This window comes from Rummeliibacillus sp. G93, assembly GCF_023515935.1.
GTDB lineage: Bacteria > Bacillota > Bacilli > Bacillales_A > Planococcaceae > Rummeliibacillus > Rummeliibacillus stabekisii.
This window is the reverse complement of sequence record NZ_CP097314.1, coordinates 192400-209701: the sequence shown is the minus strand read 5'-3', so window position 1 is coordinate 209701 and position 17302 is coordinate 192400. Positions and strand designations below refer to the sequence as shown.

Genomic DNA, 17302 nt, shown 5'->3' with positions numbered 1-17302 from the left:
TTGTCCCCTATTCATTGTTGTTTTGCAGCATCTGATAAAATATGCCTTTTTTCTGAATTAATTCTTGCCTGCTGCCTGACTCTACTAATTGTCCTTGCTCCATTACAAATATAACATCGGCTTTCTTCACCGTATTTAATCGATGGGCAATGACGAAACTTGTGCGTCCTTCCATCAACCGTTCAAGCGCTTCTTGTATTTCTAATTCTGTAACCGTATCAATGCTGCTTGTTGCCTCATCTAGCAATAGTATAGACGGTCCTGCTACAAGGGCTCTAGCAATTGAAAGCAATTGTTTTTGACCTTGGCTGATTTCACCGCCATCCATTGCTAATTCCGTGTTATATCCATCTGGTAAAGACATGATAAAATGATGGGCATTTGCTCTTTTGGCCGCTTCTATTACCTCTTCATCTGTTGCATCCAAATTTCCATACCGAATGTTTTCCATAATGGTTGCTTGGAATAAGAATGGCTCCTGCAGGACAAATGCCATCTGGCTTCGTATCGTTTCTCTTGCATAGGAAGAGATAGGGGCTCCATCTATCAGAATGCTGCCTTCTTGAGTTTCATAAAAGCGGGCAAGAAGCTGCATAATCGTTGTCTTCCCTGCCCCGGTAGCACCAACAAGCGCCGCTGTCTGACCCTCTTTCACATGAAAATTGATATGCGATAATGTGTACGCTGCTTCTTCTGCATTATATTTAAAAGAGACATCTTTAAAACGAACATCTCCCTGAATCTTTTTATACGGCTGATGTTTTGCTTCATCTTGCTCATCTTCTTCATCCAAAATGACGAAAACTCGCTCTGCTCCGGCAATCGCAGATAAAATATTGTTAAATTGGTTGGCTAAATCATTTAACGGCCTTGTAAATTGGCGTGCATATTCCGCAAAAACGACAATGGTACCAATCGAAACATATCCATTATAAGCAAGAATACCACCGGCGCCAGCCACGATCGCAAAGCTTGCGTTATTCAGGAAATTCATCACTTTTGGAATCGCTCCAGAATACACATTTGCCCAGTAGCCAATGCGCCGCAATTCACTGGATTTTTCTGCAAAATCTTCAATCACACGCTCCTCCTGAGAGAAGGCTTTTACGATACGTTGACCTGAAATCGTTTCTTCAATCATTCCATTCAGCATACCGAGCGCCTCTTGCTGCCTTTTAAAGAGTCTTCCCGTCCGCCGTGTAATGAAGCGGGTGGAAACAAACATGATGGGAATAATCACCATCGTAAGGAGCGTTAGGAGGGGGCTCATCGAAACCATGACAACCACAGTACCTATCAATATCAATGTACTCGAGAATACTTGAATAAAGGTGCTGTTAAGCGTTGAACTAATATTATCTATGTCATTGGTCATCCGGCTCATTAAATCTCCATGCTGCCGTTGGTCGAAAAACGAAATGGGCAGTCTTTGGAGTTTTGAAAAAAGACCTGTACGCATGCGATACACTGTTTGTTGAGCGATGCCAATCATCCAATAATTTTGTAAAAACAGAGACAGAGACAAGCCAACGTATACAGCGACAAGAATGCCAATGATAGATTTGAGTCCGCCGTATCTCTTTTCTACAAGATAATCATCTATGATTTTTCCAATCAAGTAGGGGCCGAGCAAGGATAGAATCGAGCTAACGATGACCATGAGTAGCACGAAGATCAGCAACCCGCGCTGTTCATCCACTAGCTTCCAAATGCCGCCTAGTGTCCTACGCCAATTGGCCGCTTTTGAACCTTTTTTCTTTTTGGAGGATTGAATTTCTTCTTTTGTTAAAACAGGCTCATACATATAGGACCGAAACCAATTTTTAATCATTATATTTCTCCCCCTCTGCTTGAGACCTGACGATTTTGCTATAGAGCTTTGAGCTGCCCAGCAATTCTTGATGTGTACCGAAGGCAGCTACCGCCCCATTGTCTAGCAGTAGAATACAATTCGCACCTTTCGCTGTTTGGATTTTTTGAGTAATGACAAGCATCGTAGCAGATATGGTGTCGAGTTCTTCCCATAATGCTGCTTCCGTCTTTACATCGAGAGCACTTGTACTATCATCGAATAAAAGAATAGGAGACTTCCGTAAAATGGCTCTAGCGATGGATAAACGCTGTTTCTGTCCACCCGAAAGATTGACGCCTTTTTGTCCCACTCTTGTTTGATATTTGTTTGGGAAACGTGTGACGGACGTATGGATTTGGGCTTGAACAGCAGCTTTCTCTATATCTTCCTGCGTAGCCGTTGTTGCGCCCCACCTCATATTTTCAGCAATTGTTCCTGTGAACAACAAAGATTGCTGTGGTACGTATCCTAGGTATTGACGTAGCTCTTCTGCCTTCCAATCAGTAATATTACGACCATTCACAAAGATTTCACCTTCTGAACAATCATAGAATTTTAGAAGCAATTGAAAAATAGTCGATTTTCCAGAACCTGTTGCACCCATGATGGCAATTTTTTCGCCCTTTCTGCATGTGAAAGAAATATTTTGTAAGGCATATGTTGTTGTGCCTGGGTAATGGAAAGATACATTTTTGAATTCAATAACGTCGTCCTTATCTTCTTTTAATACATCGTTATATGGTATTTTTTCTTTTGGCATGTCTTCAGCCAAGAGGATTTCTTCCATGCGATCAGCAGATGCCTTTGCTCTTGAAAAGAGCATAATAATGAACGAAAACATCGAAAAGGAACCTGTTAGGCGCATGGTATAATTGACAATTGCCGCCAAGTCACCAATCTTTGCATGTCCAGTACTCACTTTCCCTGCTCCAAACCATAAAACCGCCAGTAATGCGATATTCATAACGATTAATAAAATGGGTTGGATATACTCCATCAAACGCAAAGCCTTTGATGTATCATGTTTTAAAAGGAATGCTGCTTTTTCAAAACGTGACCCTTCATATTTCCCTCTAAAATAGGCTTTAATTAAACGAATCGCCTGAAGGTTTTCTTGAATCATTGTATTAATCCTGTCTACACGCTTTTGTACCGCTGAGAATTGCTTGATGCTTTTTTTCACCATAAGATACATGAATATCAGCAAAAAAGGTACACCTACAACAAGATACAGAGCAAGCGATGGATTGATATAAAAAGCCATAATTAAACTACCAATAACGACCAAAGGAGTCCGCAACATAACACGTAAGCTCATAAAAAATACTTGCTGTACTTGTGTGACATCATTCGTCATCCGAGTGATAAGGCTAGCAGTCGGAAACCGCAAAAACGTTGTCATGCTAAAGGATTGTACTTTACGAAACAAAGCTGTACGCAAATCAAATGCAAGATTCTGTGCAGCATACCCTGAGAAAAAGGAATTAATAATCCCAGCAAAAAAGGCAAGTAACGCAAGCAATAGCATAATGGTGCCCCAAAACCAAATGGTATGTATATCGCTCTCAACAATTCCTTCATCAATAATTTTCCGAATAAGCAGTGGCTGTGCCAACTCAACCATTAATTCAATGAGCATTAATAAAAGCGCGATGCTAGCCGGCACTTTATAAGCTTTAATGAAGCCAATAATAGTTTTCACTATTAATCTCCTCCCTTCTTTTCTAGAGTTTTTATTTATTATCACATAACTGTTCGATTTACGAAATAAAATTGATTTTACATTTTAAAGCGACACAATAAGCAATTTATTAATAATATATGTATAATGAGTAAGTTAAATATACCTATTCATAACTCTTCTTTATACCCCCTTATAACCAACCACTTACCTTTAAGTAAAACCAAATGTCTTACATTTCGGGATATATATTTTAATTCTCCTATGCGAAGGCACAAAAAAAATACTTTTCTCTAAATACCCTGTTACTAATGACTTATACCTTTCAATTTACTATAATAGAAAATATAGAAATTCCAAGGAGAAATATAATTTATGAGAGAAACCCAGCATGTAAACCCTACTGTACATCCACTTACTCGTCAGACGCCCTGCCCTATGATGATCTTAAATTCAAAAGGAAATATCGTCTCTTGGAATCGTGGAGCTGAGATAGCATTTGGCTATACAGAAATAGAGCTGGAAGGCAATCCACCTCCATTTATAGTAAAAGATTATACCAATACATTTAAAGACCGATGGCTAAATATCCTTCAGTCAGAAGTCCCTATACAACTAAATAACATATTATTGCAAAAGAAAAAGGGAGACCCTATCCAAATCTCTCTTATTCTTAATACATTATCAATTAACGACGAAAGCTTTGTGCATTGCCAATTCTTATTAGTCGAAGAAGAAGCTGTTGATTTTGTGCTCAATGAAATATCTAACATACATGAGTATTTAGATTCGACCTTTATGTTGGCTGCACTTGATCAAGAAGGGTTGATTACTTATGCGAACCCTTTATTTTTAAAGCAAAGCAAATGGACACCAAAAAGAATTCTCGGTAAATCATTTTGGCAGCTTTTCCCTTCTGATTCAAAAACAACAGAATTCGCCAATAATATTTGGAAGACACTAGAAACGGGAAATCAGTGGCATGGAGAGGCAGAAAAAATTACAAAGGATGGACAGCATTATTGGGTCGACTTAACCGCAATCCCACTAAAAAATGCAAAAGGCCCATCACATTATATTTTGTTAGAAAATAATATTTCAGACAAAAAACAATTACAGGAACGTTTAGAGAAATTTGCTTATATTGATCAAGAGACTGGATTAATGAACCGCAATCGTCTTGAGCAAGTAGTTGAGTCGATGATAGAAGAAAGAAATCATTTTAGTCTCGTTTATTTTAGCATCGACAAATTCTACTCTTTGAAAGAAATTTATAATGACCAAGCAGACCGTATTGCCCTGCAGGAATTTACTCAACGTTTAAAAAAATATTTTCAAGACAGTGTCATTGCACGTGTCAGTATGGATGAGTTTGTCGTCCTAACACCGCTTGGTGAATGGTTCATTCAAGGGTTCCTGTCTTATTTAGAACAGCATCCGATTTATATCAATCATGGCGCATTCCCTATTTCAATTAGCGGCGGTATTTCAAAGTATCCAAATGACCAAATTTCATTTTCTCATTTGATGAAAGCATCCTATACTGCATTAAAGAAAATACAAGCGGAAGGGGGCGCACAGATTGGCAGCCTTTCAACAGCAGATCATAAGGCTTTATATACGAAGTCCATTATCGAGAAAAGGCTGCTCGTTGCGCTTAACCAACAAGATTTAAAAGTTTCTTATCAACCGCAGCTGGATTTAAATACAGGAGAAATCATAGCCGTGGAAGCTTTTGTGCGCTGGGATGATAAAGAAATAGGCACAGTAGCGCCAGATGTTCTAATCCCTATCGCGGAAGAGACAGGGTTGATTAATAATATTGGCACCTTTATGTTGGAGCAAGTGTGTATGCAAGCTGCACAATGGAAAGAATCTGGTCTAAACATTAAGGCCAGCATTAATTTATCTGTGCGCGAATTTCGAGATAAAAATATGGCCAAACAGATCAGTAGCATATTAGAACGCACAAATTGCCCTGCAGAATTGTTGCAAATAGAGATTACCGAAAAGTTTGCATTGGAAGCGGAAGCAGAAAAATCTATTATTAAACAAATGAAGCAGCTGCATAATGATGGTGTCCGTTTTGTTCTTGATGACTTTGGCACAGGTTATGCCTCGTTCCGCTACATGCAGATGTTGCCGCTCTCTCAATTCAAGATAGACCAAACCTTTATATCATCCATGCCTTATCAGCCAAAAACGCAAAAGCTTGTTAACGGCATGATACAATTCGGCAAATCCATTCATATGGGTGTCTTAGCCGAAGGTGTTGAGACAGAAGAACAAAAAGAGCTTCTTGCAGAATATGGTTGTGATGCGATTCAAGGCTACTTGGTCGGTTATCCAATGGATGCAGATGACATTGAAAAGTTGTTTTAAAAAAATAACAGCAATTGGACCATTTCAAATGGGCTCAATTGCTGTTTTATTATATGTGAAATATGAGTGATAGCTAAAGAACAAACAGATATGCGGAATTAACCTGCTTTGATCATCCTAGCCTTCCTTTTCCGAATGGCTCTGAAAACTAGCTGCATTAATACTTCTGCGAATACGAGCCCCATAACAATAGCGCCAGCAATAATAAACACTTTCGCTCCATATTGCGTGCTCTCGACGTAATCATTTTCAACAATCGAGCGCATTGCATTATAAGCAAGACCCCCTGGCACAAGAGGAATAATTCCCGCAACACTAAATACAATCATAGGTGTTTTAAATCGACGTGACAACAAATGGGCAGCAATCGCGATTAAGAAAGCACCCGCAAAAGAAGCAAACACAGCATCGACACCCTTTTGCATAAATGCAAAATAAATTAACCACCCGCACATGCCGACAAGCCCACAGTGAAACAGCGTTTTCTTAGGCGCATTAAAAATAACGCCAAAGCTAGCTGTCCCTATAAAACTTAGCACTCCTTGATATACCCAATCCATTCAAAACATCTCCTAAAATGACAATGTGAGCGCTATGCCGGCTCCGATTGCAAAGGCGGTCAAAAGAGCTTCCATCCCTTTTGCTACACCAGAAACAAAATGACCTGCCATTAGATCACGCACCGCATTGGTAATTGCTAACCCTGGAACTAGCGGCATGACCGAGCCGATAATAATCTTATCAAGCTGTGCTCCTAACCCTGCTTTTAACACAAGCATGGCTGCTACGCCGATAAACAAGGATGCTGTAAACTCTGCAAAGAACTTCACTCTTGTTAAAGAATGCATAGCCAAATAAATTAAATAGCCAAATGCACCGATTGCCATAGCTGATGGCACATCAACCCACTTACCATTGAATAAAATTAAAAAACATCCGCTAGATGTTGCTGCTGCTATCAGCTGCACCCAAACAGGGAAGAATAAATTCGTCCTCTCTAAACGTAAAAGTTCTTCATACGCGTCCCCAACAGTAATGGCACCGGAGGTCAATCTCCTTGAGATGGCATTGACTACTGCAATTTTCTCTAAGTCCGTTGTACGGCTTGCAATCTGTGCAATTCGAGTGGGTCTTTTGTGACCCGCTGAAAAAATGATACCCGTTGGTGTGACAAAGCTTTGAGCGTCTGTGAATCCTTGGGAACTGGCCATTCTTAGCATCGTATCTTCTGCTCGATACGTTTCAGCCCCGCTTTGGATTAACAAACGTCCAGCTAGCAAAAAACAATCAATAGCTAATTCTTCCTGTGCTATTTCGATCAATACCTTTCACCTCATACTTCAATTATCTTTTTTAAACAAAAATGTTAGATTTAACATTTTTCTGCTCACTTTTCCTGTCGAATAGGGTAGAATAAAACTATCACACCTAAGGAGGAAGTACGGGAGTGACTACTAATGATCACCCAAAAAAGTATTACCTTTCTATACTTATTTTGATGGGTATTGCAATCTTGGCACTTATATTTTTTGTATCTAAAACACTGATTAACCAGAAGCATGGAGCTCCTGCTAGCAATCCTAAAGATAAACTAAACATAGTATCCAACACAACGCAAAAACAAACAAAACATGAAGGCATTTATTTGGTGACTGAAAAAGCAAAAGCAGCCGATAAAGATGTTGCCTACACGATTCAGTTTCCTAAAACGCCTAATAAAGCATTTAATCAAAATGTTACCGACTCTGTTGATAAAATGCGAGACGATTATTTAATAAACCAGATGACAACAGATACTAAAGGGAAAAAGAGCAAATTAACGATATCTACTAAAATGATTATCTATAAAAAGAACTATTATTCATTTGTTTTAACACAAACTCTCAACAAGAAGAGGAAGTGTGTAAAAACATTTATGTATGATTATAAAAACAAAAAAGTCATCTTATTGCAAGATATTATTCAAACAAAGCAAAATCTTGGCGTTTTATCTAGGACTGTTAAAGGCGAAATCATGTCCGATTGCCTGATAAAACCGCATCGCGATGCTGCTTCTGTAACAAATATCACACGGCCAATATGGGGTAATTATCAAGAATTTGCTCTAACAAAAAACGCATTTATTATTTATTATAATCCAGGCGAGCTCTCTAAGAATATAACGGGCATAAAAAAATATGTTATCCCTTTAACATCTACCACCAACGCTATTCTCGCTCCACCTTTTAAGAAGAAACAACCAGCAAAGAAAATTGCTTTGACATTTGATGACGGGCCTAGCAATACGGTAACACCTAAAGTATTGCGCATATTAAGAAAGCATCACGCTAAGGCCACATTCTTTATGCTAGGACAACAAGTCCATAAGTATCCGAATGTAGCCAAAAAAGTGTACGCAGATGGCCACGAAATTGGCAGCCATTCTTATTCTCACCCTGATCTTAGAACATTGCCGATTAAAAAAGTTAAACGACAAATCAATCAAACGAATGCAGAGATAAAAAAAGCTACTGGTTGTATGCCTTTTGCTTTAAGACCGCCTTATGGAGCTTATAATAAACGAATTCAAGCCCAATCATCCCAACCTATTGTTTTATGGACAGTAGACACGCTGGATTGGAAATACCTTAATTCAAAGAAACTTTTATCTCAAGTGAAAAAGGATGTCTACCCTGGTGCCATCGTGTTGATGCACGATATACATCTATCCACTGCACAGGGACTAGATGCTGTCTTAACGTACCTTGAGAAAAGAGGCTATACATTTGTGACGGTACCCGAATTGCATTCTTAGAATGGTAGATAACTAGTTAAATAAGCAGAGCGTAGAAGCTAATAAAAAAACCGAACACTATGTGAAATTTACACTTTTTCACATTTGTTCGGTCTTTATTATTTTACTCATCCGTTCATTTGCATTTCGCTTTAGGCTTCCCTCAGGATTAGACCCATTCGTACTAGCCCTTTACAATACTTGTTGAGCGGTGCTTGATTTCAGTAATCTTTACCCCTCGATGCTCCATTTCTTTAATATACGCTTCACCTGGTACCACTTTTTCTGGCGGGTAGACTCCTCTTTTATCAATTGTGCCATCGCCAACTAGTTGGGCAACTACCGCAATAGTATTCGCGGTTGCTTGAGCCATAGCCGTTTCGTTATTCACCTGGTCTCTGTATGTTACCATTTCATATTCATAGGAAACAGCTTCTTCATTGCTTTCACCGCTAACAATTACACGCAATAGTACAGCATCTTGCTTATCGCCAAGACCAATCTTACTTTCCAGTACCTCGCGTAAAACATCCCTTGCCTTGACCTTCTGCCCATTCACTGTTACTTCTGTTTCTTTGTTTGTAAGGCCTAGATCAACGAGTAACTTGAATTTTTCGGCATGGCCTGTATAACGCACCGTCTTATATTCTAATGTTTGGATATCTGGATATGACTCCGGCAATGTTGATAAGCCGCCAGAAGTATGGAATGCCTCTAAGCCATTGAATCCTTTAAAATAGAAAGGCTCCACTTCGGATAGAGATGGAATCTCTTGTAAAACGCCATTACGCACAACATGAGATGGATCTGTATAGTGATCAAACACGCCTTCTAGTGAAAATACCACATTATACTCTAATGGTGGTTCCTTCTCTACAGGTATGCCGCCAACATAGATTTTTATAGATTTCACGTGATCTAGTTTAGAGGCACCAAAACCGGACAGGATATTAATCATGCCAGGTGCTACACCCAAATCGGGAATTAGCGTAACACCCTTCGCTTGGGCTTCACTGTTTAATTTTAAAATTTGGTCTGTCGCTCCGCCAATATGGCCGCCAAGATCTACACAATGGACCCCTACTTCAATGGCAGTCTTTGCAACACGCTCATTAAACGTGTAGAAAAGTGCATTAATGACTACATTCGCTTTTGACATAACCAACTTCAATTGCTCATCATTCGTTGCATCAAGCTGTAATACTTCTACTTTCTCTGACTGCAATGTATCAGCAAATTGCTTCGCTTGTTCTTTGTTTAAATCCGCTAAAAAGACTTTTTCTATATTTGGATTTCTCACTAAATCACGAGCTACTTCTTTCCCCATTAAACCAGCACCCAAAACGGCAATTTTCATCCTGTTTCCTCCTATCTATTCTGTATCAATTTGTGCACGTTGCAGCTTACCACTGTAATCAATGTAGACACTCTTCCATTCGGTATACACATCTAATGCAGCTACACCAGAATCTCTATGGCCATTGCCCGTTCCCTTCGTGCCACCGAAAGGCAGATGGATTTCAGCCCCTGTCGTCCCTGCATTGACATAGACAATACCAGTATCCAAGTCGCGCTGAGCTTTGAATGCACTGTTGATGTCTTGTGTGAAGATCGAGCTAGACAATCCATACTGAACGCTATTATTTACTTGGATTGCTTCTTCTAAATCAGCTACGGCAATTAGCGAAACAACAGGACCAAAAATTTCTTCCTGTGCAATGCGAGCATCCGGTGCAACATCAGTGAAAAGAGTCGGAGCATAAAAATGACCTTGGCTATAAGGTTGTTCTGTTAAAATATGTCCTCCGGCAAGCAACCTCGCTCCTTCTTTCTGTCCTTCTTCCACATAATAATGAATTTTTTCCAGAGCTTTTTGATTGATGACAGGGCCAACTTTGACCGATTCATCTAATCCATCCCCGATTGACAGCTGTTTCATCGCCTCAAGCAAACGCTGCTCTAATTCTTCCTTTACATCTTTATGCACAATAACACGGCTACATGCGGTGCAACGTTGCCCTGCTGTTCCAAATGCACTCCACAAAATCCCATCTACCGCTAGATCTAAATCAGCATCAGCCATGACAATGACCGCATTTTTCCCACCCATTTCAAGGGATACCTTTTTTAGATGCTGTCCGCCAAGACTAGCGACTTTCCTGCCTGTTTCGGTGGACCCTGTGAACGAGATGACTTTGACATCTGGATGTTCAATCAGCGCCGTTCCTACTTCGCCGCCAGAACCGAAAACAATATTGGCGACACCTTTTGGTAGGCCTACCTCATCAAAGATTTTGGCCATTTCATAGGCCATCATTGGTGTTTCAGTTGCTGGCTTCCATACAAATGTATTGCCTGCCACGATTGCAGGGAAGCTCTTCCACGTCGCAATGGCTACAGGGAAATTCCAAGGTGTGATTAAGCCGACAACACCAATTGGTGCTCGAACGCTCATGGCGAATTTATTCGAAAGTTCAGATGGGGTAGTTTCACCGAATAATCTTCTGCCTTCTCCAGCCATATAGAAAGCCATATCAATGCCTTCTTGTACTTCGCCTCGTCCCTCTTCAATCACTTTTCCCATTTCTTTGGTGAGGACAGTCGCGAGGTGTTCTTTCTTTTCCTGCATTTTCATGCCGATTGCATATAAATATTGCGCTCGTTTCGGTGCAGGCACTAAAGCCCATTCTTGCTGCGCCTGCTTTGCTTGCGCCACTGCTTCATTGACGATTGCTTCTGTGGCGAGTGGTACCTCAGCCAATACTTCTCCATTAGCTGGGTTTAACACACTTGTCCATTTTTCTTCCTCTGTTGCTAGAAATCTTCCTCCGATATAATGCTCTAATTGAATACTCATCATTATTCCCCCTTGTTGTATGATCGATCTGCAACCCTCTTGCTCTACTATTCTACATAAGAAGAGGAAATCCTTTGTATAATATTTTTATTATTCAAAATATTATATTGCGGAACTTTTTTATTCTCTCATACGTAACTTGTTATAGATTATACGATTCGGAGGGTTTGATTATGAATAACCATGAAATTGATTACAAATTATATGGCGATGATATGCAATTTGTTGAAGTGGAATTAGATCCAAATGAAACAGTGGTGGCTGAAGCAGGCGCACTTATGATGATGGAAGACGGCATTCGGATGGAAACTGTTTTTGGTGATGGTTCAAGTAGAGGTGGCGGCGGCTTAATGGGCAAATTGATGGGTGCCGGCAAACGCTTGATTACTGGAGAAAGCTTATTTATCACGACCTTCACAAATGAAGATATGGGAAAACGCCATGTTTCATTTGCTGCTCCTTATCCCGGCAAAATTATACCAATGGATTTAAGCATTTACGATGGCAAAATCATCTGCCAAAAAGATGCATTCTTAGCTGCTGCAAAAGGTGTGTCCATTGGCGTAGAATTTCAACGAAAACTAGGCACAGGCTTCTTTGGGGGCGAGGGTTTTATCATGCAAAAGCTAGAAGGCGACGGAATGGCATTTGTCCATGCCGGCGGAACGATTATCCGCAAAGATCTTCAAGCTGGTGAAAGACTACGAGTAGATACAGGATGCTTGGTTGCGATGACAAGCAACGTTGATTATAGCATTGAAGCTGTAGGCGGCGTTAAAACAGCTCTGTTTGGCGGAGAAGGCTTATTCTTTGCAACACTGCAAGGACCTGGCACTGTTTGGATTCAATCATTACCATTTAGCCGCTTAGCAAGTCGTGTATTTGCTGCTGCTCCTCAAACAGTTGGGGGTTCACAGGTTGGTGAACGCGGCATCGGCGGCGTATTTAACTTGTTTAGTGATGACTAGCTCTGTTTTTCGCCGGTTAAGTTATAAACGAACCATAACTCTTTTTATTCCATCTTTTTTAGAGGGAATAAAAAGAGTTTTTTCTTGTCCTCCCGCTCGATATTTTCTCATCTCTATGAATGCATTAATGCCTAAATGGGCACTCTGACAATAGAGAAAATCGGCCAGAGAGGAAGATCGCAATGAATGATAAAAAAGAGTCAGAAACAAGCCTTATTGGAACTTTCTTTTTTGTATTAGCCGTTGGATCTTTTATTGTGGCAGGATGGACTTTTTGCCTGAACTTTTACTTAGATCAATTTTGATATTTTCTATATATAAAAAGGATAGATGAACAGCATGGTTATAGCTGATTCATCTATCCTTTTTGTTGCCTTAAAAGTTGGACAACTGTAGTTATTTTATTTAATCACTCTCTACAACATAACGTTTCCCATTCTTTCCAGGGCATAATCTCTAATTCAGGTTTTGGCTGATCATCTAGCATAGCAATAAATTCAATTGAGTGACCATCTGGGTCTTCAAAGTAGATAGATACAGCTGGCATAAAAGGAAATACTAATAAATTATCAGCACTCTCTCCAAAAAAGTTTGTTGTCTCAATGTTCAAAGAGGTCAAATAATCTTTCGCTGAAGAAATATCATTTAAATCTACTCTGAAAGCAAAATGCTGTCTTTGAACTAAGGAACTTGGATAGTTCTCTCGTATACCTAGCATAGCCTCTCCAGGTTGTCCCACCCAATAAAACTTTAGTTTTCGTTCCGCATCTTCATATAATGGAATAATATTTAGCAGCTTCTCGTAAAACTCCGCAGATTTTTTATAATCACTGACATTTATATGTGTTTCAAAAATACCTTTTATCATGAATATGCTCCCCTTATTCCCTTGTGTGAAATTTTTGATAATTAATTACAAAGTTAATTTTAGTTTTCACTTTTATACTAATCAACTAATCTGTCCTATTTAGCATTAATTCCCCCATCACTTTTTTCTTACTAGGCTTTCAGCTCATGCAATCCAGCAAGGGTTTACTAAAAAGCAAAGGATATTTATCAATTTTCAGTAAAAACTGCAAACAAAAAGTACATCACTTTTGTAAGTGATGTACTCGTTTGGTATTTATAAAGTTATTTATTAAAGTTCATCAAAGCCATTGTCTTGGACATTAACTTTTGTATATTGACGTGAACGTTGTTCAAAGAAATCTGTCTTGCCAAGATCTACATCCTCATAAGCTTTAATCCATTTCATTGGGTTTTTGCGGTAACCTTCAAATGGACGTTCATAGCCTAATTGGTTGCAGCGGACATTAGTATAGAAGTACACGTAATCTTCCACATCTTCTACCTCTAGCCCTTCGATCTTGTCACCGATAATTTCGTGTGCCCATTCAATTTCTAACTGTGCTGCTTCTTTAAAGATCGCTTGCACATGTTTTTCACGCTCTGGTGTGTTGTACTCAGGGTATTCTTCCAACAATTCTTTATAAATCTTTACAAAGAGATCGACATGAAGCTGTTCATCACGATTAATATAATTAATCATCGTACTTGTTGCTACCATTTTTTGGTTGCGCGCAAGATGATAGAAGAACGAGAATCCTGAATAGAAGAACAGGCCTTCTAAAATCACATCATAAACAACGGAATCAAGCATATTTTCGATAGTTGGCTCCTCAGAAAATTGGCGATAGCCTTTAATCACGAAGTCATTACGTTTCTCTAGGATTGGCTCAGTGCGCCAAAAGTCGAAAATGCGATCTTGTTCATCTTTTGATACAAGGCTAGAAAGAATATAAGAGTATGAATGATTATGGATGACTTCTTGCTGTGCCAGAATAATCATCAAGGCATTAAGGCTTGAATCTGTTAAATAGTCAGCTACTTTGCCGGCATAATCTGTTTGGATACTATCTAGTAATGCTAGCAAACCGATAATTTTTTTGAATGATTCTTGTTCATCTGCTGTTAGTTGAGAAAATTGTTTGATGTCATTGCTCATATTAATTTCAAAAGGCGTCCAGAAATTACCGAGCATTTTTTTGTATTTAGGATAAGCCCAGCTAAAGCGTACATCATCCCAATTCAAAATGTTAGATGAACGGCCGTTGACAATTTTTGTCGAACGATTGGGTGCTTCTTTGTCCATAAGTACTCGTTTATTGACTGTTGTCATATTAAATCCCTCTCCTTTTTAGCTTTCACAAGACTCACATTCTAATAATTCAACTGAAGTAGAACGTACATAATAAGTTGTTTTAATGCCGCTATTCCATGCATTTAAATGAAGAGCCAGCAATTCTTTCGCTTTGACGGTATTTTGTACATATAAATTTAAGGATATACCTTGGTCAATATGACGAGAGCGCGCTGCATTTTGTTTAATCGTCCAATTTTGATCGATAAAGTAAGCAGATTTATAGTACCAAGTTGTTTTTTCATTCAAATCTGGTACTGTAACTGGGATTTTATAATCTTTTTTCTCTTCAGAATAGCTCTTCTGGAACACTGGGTCGATACTTGCTGTACTACCGGCAATAATAGAAGTCGTTGAGTTAGGAGCGACTGCCATTACATAGCCATTCCGCATTCCTTGCTCTGCAACTTGTTGACGCAATAGTTCCCATTTTTCTTTGCCGTCATAGCCATGGTTTGTGAAGTATTCACCTGTGTGCCAATCTGAGCCTTCAAATAGTGGGTATGATCCTTTTTCTTTCGCTAGCTCGGAAGATGCTTTAATAGTTAAGTAAGCGATTTGATCATATAGCTCGTCCGCGTAAGTAACTGCTTCATCTGATTCCCATGTGATGCCTTTTAATGCAAGCAAGTGGTGCCATCCGAATGTACCAAGGCCAATACCGCGATAGCGTGAATTTGTGATTTCAGCTTGTTTAACAGGGATATTATTCAACTCAATTACATTATCAAGCATACGCACTTGAATACCGATTAAACGTTCTAGCACATTCGCCGGTACTGCTCTACCAAGATTGATAGATGATAAATTACACACAACAAAATCACCAGGTTTACGGCGAGTGACAATTAAGTCATCTTCCACTGTAATAGTTTCAAACTCAGTTGCACTCATGTTTTGTGCAATTTCAGTACATAGGTTACTTGAGTAAATCATACCTGCATGTTTGTTTGCATTCATGCGGTTTACTTCATCTCTGTAGAACATGAATGGGACGCCTGTTTCAAGCTGTGAACGCATAATCCGTTTCATGATATCAATAGCAGGTACAACTTCAGAAGATAATTCAGGGTTTTCTACACAAGCTAAATATTTATCTCTGAAAGAACCTTGTCCTCTTGTTTCATCATAGTAGTCCTCTAAGTTGAAGCCCATAACTGTACGTACTTCATGCGGATCAAATAAATGCCATTCTTCACGATTTTCTACTGCTTCCATGAAAATATCTGGGAGACAAACACCTGTAAAGATATCATGTGCGCGCATACGCTCATCACCATTGTTCAATTTCAAATCAAGGAATGGGAAAATATCTTTATGCCAAACATCTAAGTAAACTGCAATTGCCCCTTGGCGTTGACCCAACTGATCAACTGATACAGCTGTGTTGTTTAGTTGTTTAATCCATGGAATCACACCGCTTGATGCGCCTTTAAATCCACGAATAGATGAACCACGGCTACGCACTTTACCCATATAAACGCCGATGCCGCCGCCAAATTTAGATAATGTCGCAACATCTGTGTTGGAATCGTAAATGCCCTGTAAACTGTCATCTACTGTGTCAATAAAGCAGCTAGAAAGCTGACCATGCGTTTTCCCAGCATTCGCAAGGGTCGGAGTAGCTGTTGTCATATAAAGATTGCTCATTGCCCAATAAGCTTCTTTTACTTTATCTAGTCGATTATCACTTTCGTTTTGCATCAATGTCATCGCAATGACCATCCAACGCTCTTGTGGTAATTCGATTGGCGTATTGTCGTGTTCACGAGTCACATAGCGGTCCATCAATGTTTTGAGGCCGATATATGTAAATAACTTATCGCGCTTCGGTTCCATCGCTGCCGCTAGCTGTTGTAATTCTTCAGGTGTATATGCTTCAGCTAGTGCCGGATCATATAACCCTTTTTCTACTAATTCTTGGACCTGTTTTGGAAAAGCTTGATAGACCTCTGTAGGTTGAACATGGCGAAGTGCTGCATATTCTTCGTAAATTTCCGCTAGCAACAATCGTGCTGCGACAAATGTCCAATAAGGTTCTAATTCATCTAACAGGCTTAATGCTTCAAGCGCTAAAGCACGTGTCCATTCAACAAGCGTATATTCCGGATGCTTATCTTCTAAACGTTCATGCTTCCGTCTAAGCAGCTCTAAATCCTCTTTTCCAAACTCTTCTTCTAGTTGCTGCATTACTTTTTCTTTTTCATCCAAACGAATTAGCATATTTTTGTCTCCTTTTTACAAAATCTATCCCAAAAGATAATCGTTTTGGCTCTTTCGTTAAAAAAGCGATTGTTTTAACCCAATGGCTGAACAATCGCAAGGCTTATAAAGGAATAAATTTATTGATTCCGAAGCCTACGAAATGAGACACAAAACGACATAATCTAGGTTGTATAATTAGTGCTGAAAAGCTACATCTTGTGTCTACAGAAAGAAAATTCACCTGTTGTTTATGTGCAATTTCCCCATTGCGGCTAGCTTTAACCGTCTAACTGCAGAAAAGATAAAAATGTGGCTTTCATACTATATATTGTGTTATATCACCAACACAATAAAGATATATTGTGTTTTTACTGTTTTTTATTA

At 39.3% G+C, this 17302-nt stretch carries 13 protein-coding genes; 4 read left to right on the top strand and 9 right to left on the bottom strand.

Features of this window, described 5'->3' with window-relative positions; all coding sequences use genetic code 11:
• Positions 1–7 precede the first annotated feature (7 nt).
• Both M2M59_RS01075 and M2M59_RS01070 read right to left on the bottom strand, forming a co-directional pair.
• The gene (locus M2M59_RS01075; RefSeq protein WP_249775205.1) at positions 8–1831 is read right to left on the bottom strand and encodes an ABC transporter ATP-binding protein; all 1824 of its coding nucleotides are present in this window, start codon (positions 1829–1831) and stop codon (positions 8–10) included.
• Complete coding sequence (locus M2M59_RS01070; RefSeq protein WP_249775204.1) at positions 1824–3554, bottom strand: ABC transporter ATP-binding protein; 1731 nt, start codon at positions 3552–3554, stop codon at positions 1824–1826. Before M2M59_RS01070 ends, M2M59_RS01075 begins: the two co-directional genes overlap by 8 nt.
• Before the next feature lie 354 nt (positions 3555–3908).
• Here M2M59_RS01070 and M2M59_RS01065 point away from each other — a divergent pair, with 354 nt between their 5' ends.
• Complete coding sequence (locus tag M2M59_RS01065) at positions 3909–5915, top strand: sensor domain-containing protein (protein ID WP_147195603.1); 2007 nt, start codon at positions 3909–3911, stop codon at positions 5913–5915.
• A 98-nt stretch (positions 5916–6013) separates the two neighbouring features.
• Here the strand turns inward: M2M59_RS01065 and M2M59_RS01060 are convergent, their stop codons facing one another.
• Both M2M59_RS01060 and M2M59_RS01055 read right to left on the bottom strand, forming a co-directional pair.
• Positions 6014–6475 carry a threonine/serine exporter family protein gene (locus tag M2M59_RS01060; RefSeq protein WP_147195605.1) on the bottom strand — a complete coding sequence of 154 codons (462 nt, stop codon included), beginning with the start codon at positions 6473–6475 and terminating at the stop codon, positions 6014–6016.
• A gap of 12 nt (positions 6476–6487) precedes the next feature.
• Positions 6488–7228 carry a threonine/serine exporter family protein gene (locus M2M59_RS01055; protein WP_066792061.1) on the bottom strand — a complete coding sequence of 247 codons (741 nt, stop codon included), beginning with the start codon at positions 7226–7228 and terminating at the stop codon, positions 6488–6490.
• Positions 7229–7362: 134 nt separating this feature from the next.
• On the opposite strand from M2M59_RS01055, the gene M2M59_RS01050 reads away from it, so the two are divergent.
• The gene (locus M2M59_RS01050; RefSeq protein ID WP_147195608.1) at positions 7363–8709 is read left to right on the top strand and encodes a polysaccharide deacetylase family protein; all 1347 of its coding nucleotides are present in this window, start codon (positions 7363–7365) and stop codon (positions 8707–8709) included.
• Positions 8710–8872: 163 nt separating this feature from the next.
• Here M2M59_RS01050 and M2M59_RS01045 read toward each other — a convergent pair whose 3' ends face one another.
• The gene (locus M2M59_RS01045; protein WP_249775203.1) at positions 8873–10045 is read right to left on the bottom strand and encodes a saccharopine dehydrogenase family protein; all 1173 of its coding nucleotides are present in this window, start codon (positions 10043–10045) and stop codon (positions 8873–8875) included.
• A gap of 15 nt (positions 10046–10060) precedes the next feature.
• Entirely contained in the window at positions 10061–11539 is a 1479-nt protein-coding gene (locus M2M59_RS01040) for an aldehyde dehydrogenase family protein (protein WP_249775961.1), read from the bottom strand.
• A 179-nt stretch (positions 11540–11718) separates the two neighbouring features.
• Here M2M59_RS01040 and M2M59_RS01035 point away from each other — a divergent pair, with 179 nt between their 5' ends.
• Together M2M59_RS01035 and M2M59_RS16430 are read left to right on the top strand one after the other, a co-directional pair.
• Complete coding sequence (locus tag M2M59_RS01035; RefSeq protein ID WP_066791523.1) at positions 11719–12513, top strand: TIGR00266 family protein; 795 nt, start codon at positions 11719–11721, stop codon at positions 12511–12513.
• Positions 12514–12695: 182 nt separating this feature from the next.
• The gene (locus M2M59_RS16430; protein WP_256366249.1) at positions 12696–12818 is read left to right on the top strand and encodes a hypothetical protein; all 123 of its coding nucleotides are present in this window, start codon (positions 12696–12698) and stop codon (positions 12816–12818) included.
• A gap of 104 nt (positions 12819–12922) precedes the next feature.
• On the opposite strand, the gene M2M59_RS01030 is transcribed toward M2M59_RS16430, so the two are convergent.
• From M2M59_RS01030 to M2M59_RS01020, 3 genes are all read right to left on the bottom strand, one after another.
• Positions 12923–13381, bottom strand: a complete 459-nt coding sequence (locus M2M59_RS01030; RefSeq protein ID WP_249775202.1) for a VOC family protein — start codon at positions 13379–13381, stop codon at positions 12923–12925.
• 270 nt (positions 13382–13651) lie between these two features.
• Positions 13652–14692 (bottom strand): ribonucleotide-diphosphate reductase subunit beta, encoded by a 1041-nt coding sequence (locus M2M59_RS01025; protein ID WP_066791519.1) that lies wholly within the window; start codon positions 14690–14692, stop codon positions 13652–13654.
• Between the two features lie 18 nt (positions 14693–14710).
• On the bottom strand, positions 14711–16936 hold the full coding sequence (locus M2M59_RS01020; RefSeq protein ID WP_249775201.1) for a ribonucleoside-diphosphate reductase subunit alpha: 2226 nt from the start codon (positions 16934–16936) through the stop codon (positions 14711–14713).
• Between the last annotated feature and the right edge of the window lie 366 nt (positions 16937–17302).

Bases quoted from the DNA above. Each gene is read 5' to 3' on its own strand.
- M2M59_RS16430 (WP_256366249.1), top strand. From the start codon at position 12,696: ATGAATGATAAAAAAGAGTCAGAAACAAGCCTTATTGGAACTTTCTTT.
- M2M59_RS01035 (WP_066791523.1), top strand. From the start codon at position 11,719: ATGAATAACCATGAAATTGATTACAAATTATATGGCGATGATATGCAA.
- M2M59_RS01045 (WP_249775203.1), bottom strand. From the start codon at position 10,045: ATGAAAATTGCCGTTTTGGGTGCTGGTTTAATGGGGAAAGAAGTAGCT.
- M2M59_RS01060 (WP_147195605.1), bottom strand. From the start codon at position 6,475: ATGGATTGGGTATATCAAGGAGTGCTAAGTTTTATAGGGACAGCTAGC.
- M2M59_RS01025 (WP_066791519.1), bottom strand. From the start codon at position 14,692: ATGACAACAGTCAATAAACGAGTACTTATGGACAAAGAAGCACCCAAT.
- M2M59_RS01065 (WP_147195603.1), top strand. From the start codon at position 3,909: ATGAGAGAAACCCAGCATGTAAACCCTACTGTACATCCACTTACTCGT.
- M2M59_RS01030 (WP_249775202.1), bottom strand. From the start codon at position 13,381: ATGATAAAAGGTATTTTTGAAACACATATAAATGTCAGTGATTATAAA.
- M2M59_RS01075 (WP_249775205.1), bottom strand. From the start codon at position 1,831: ATGATTAAAAATTGGTTTCGGTCCTATATGTATGAGCCTGTTTTAACA.
- M2M59_RS01020 (WP_249775201.1), bottom strand. From the start codon at position 16,936: ATGCTAATTCGTTTGGATGAAAAAGAAAAAGTAATGCAGCAACTAGAA.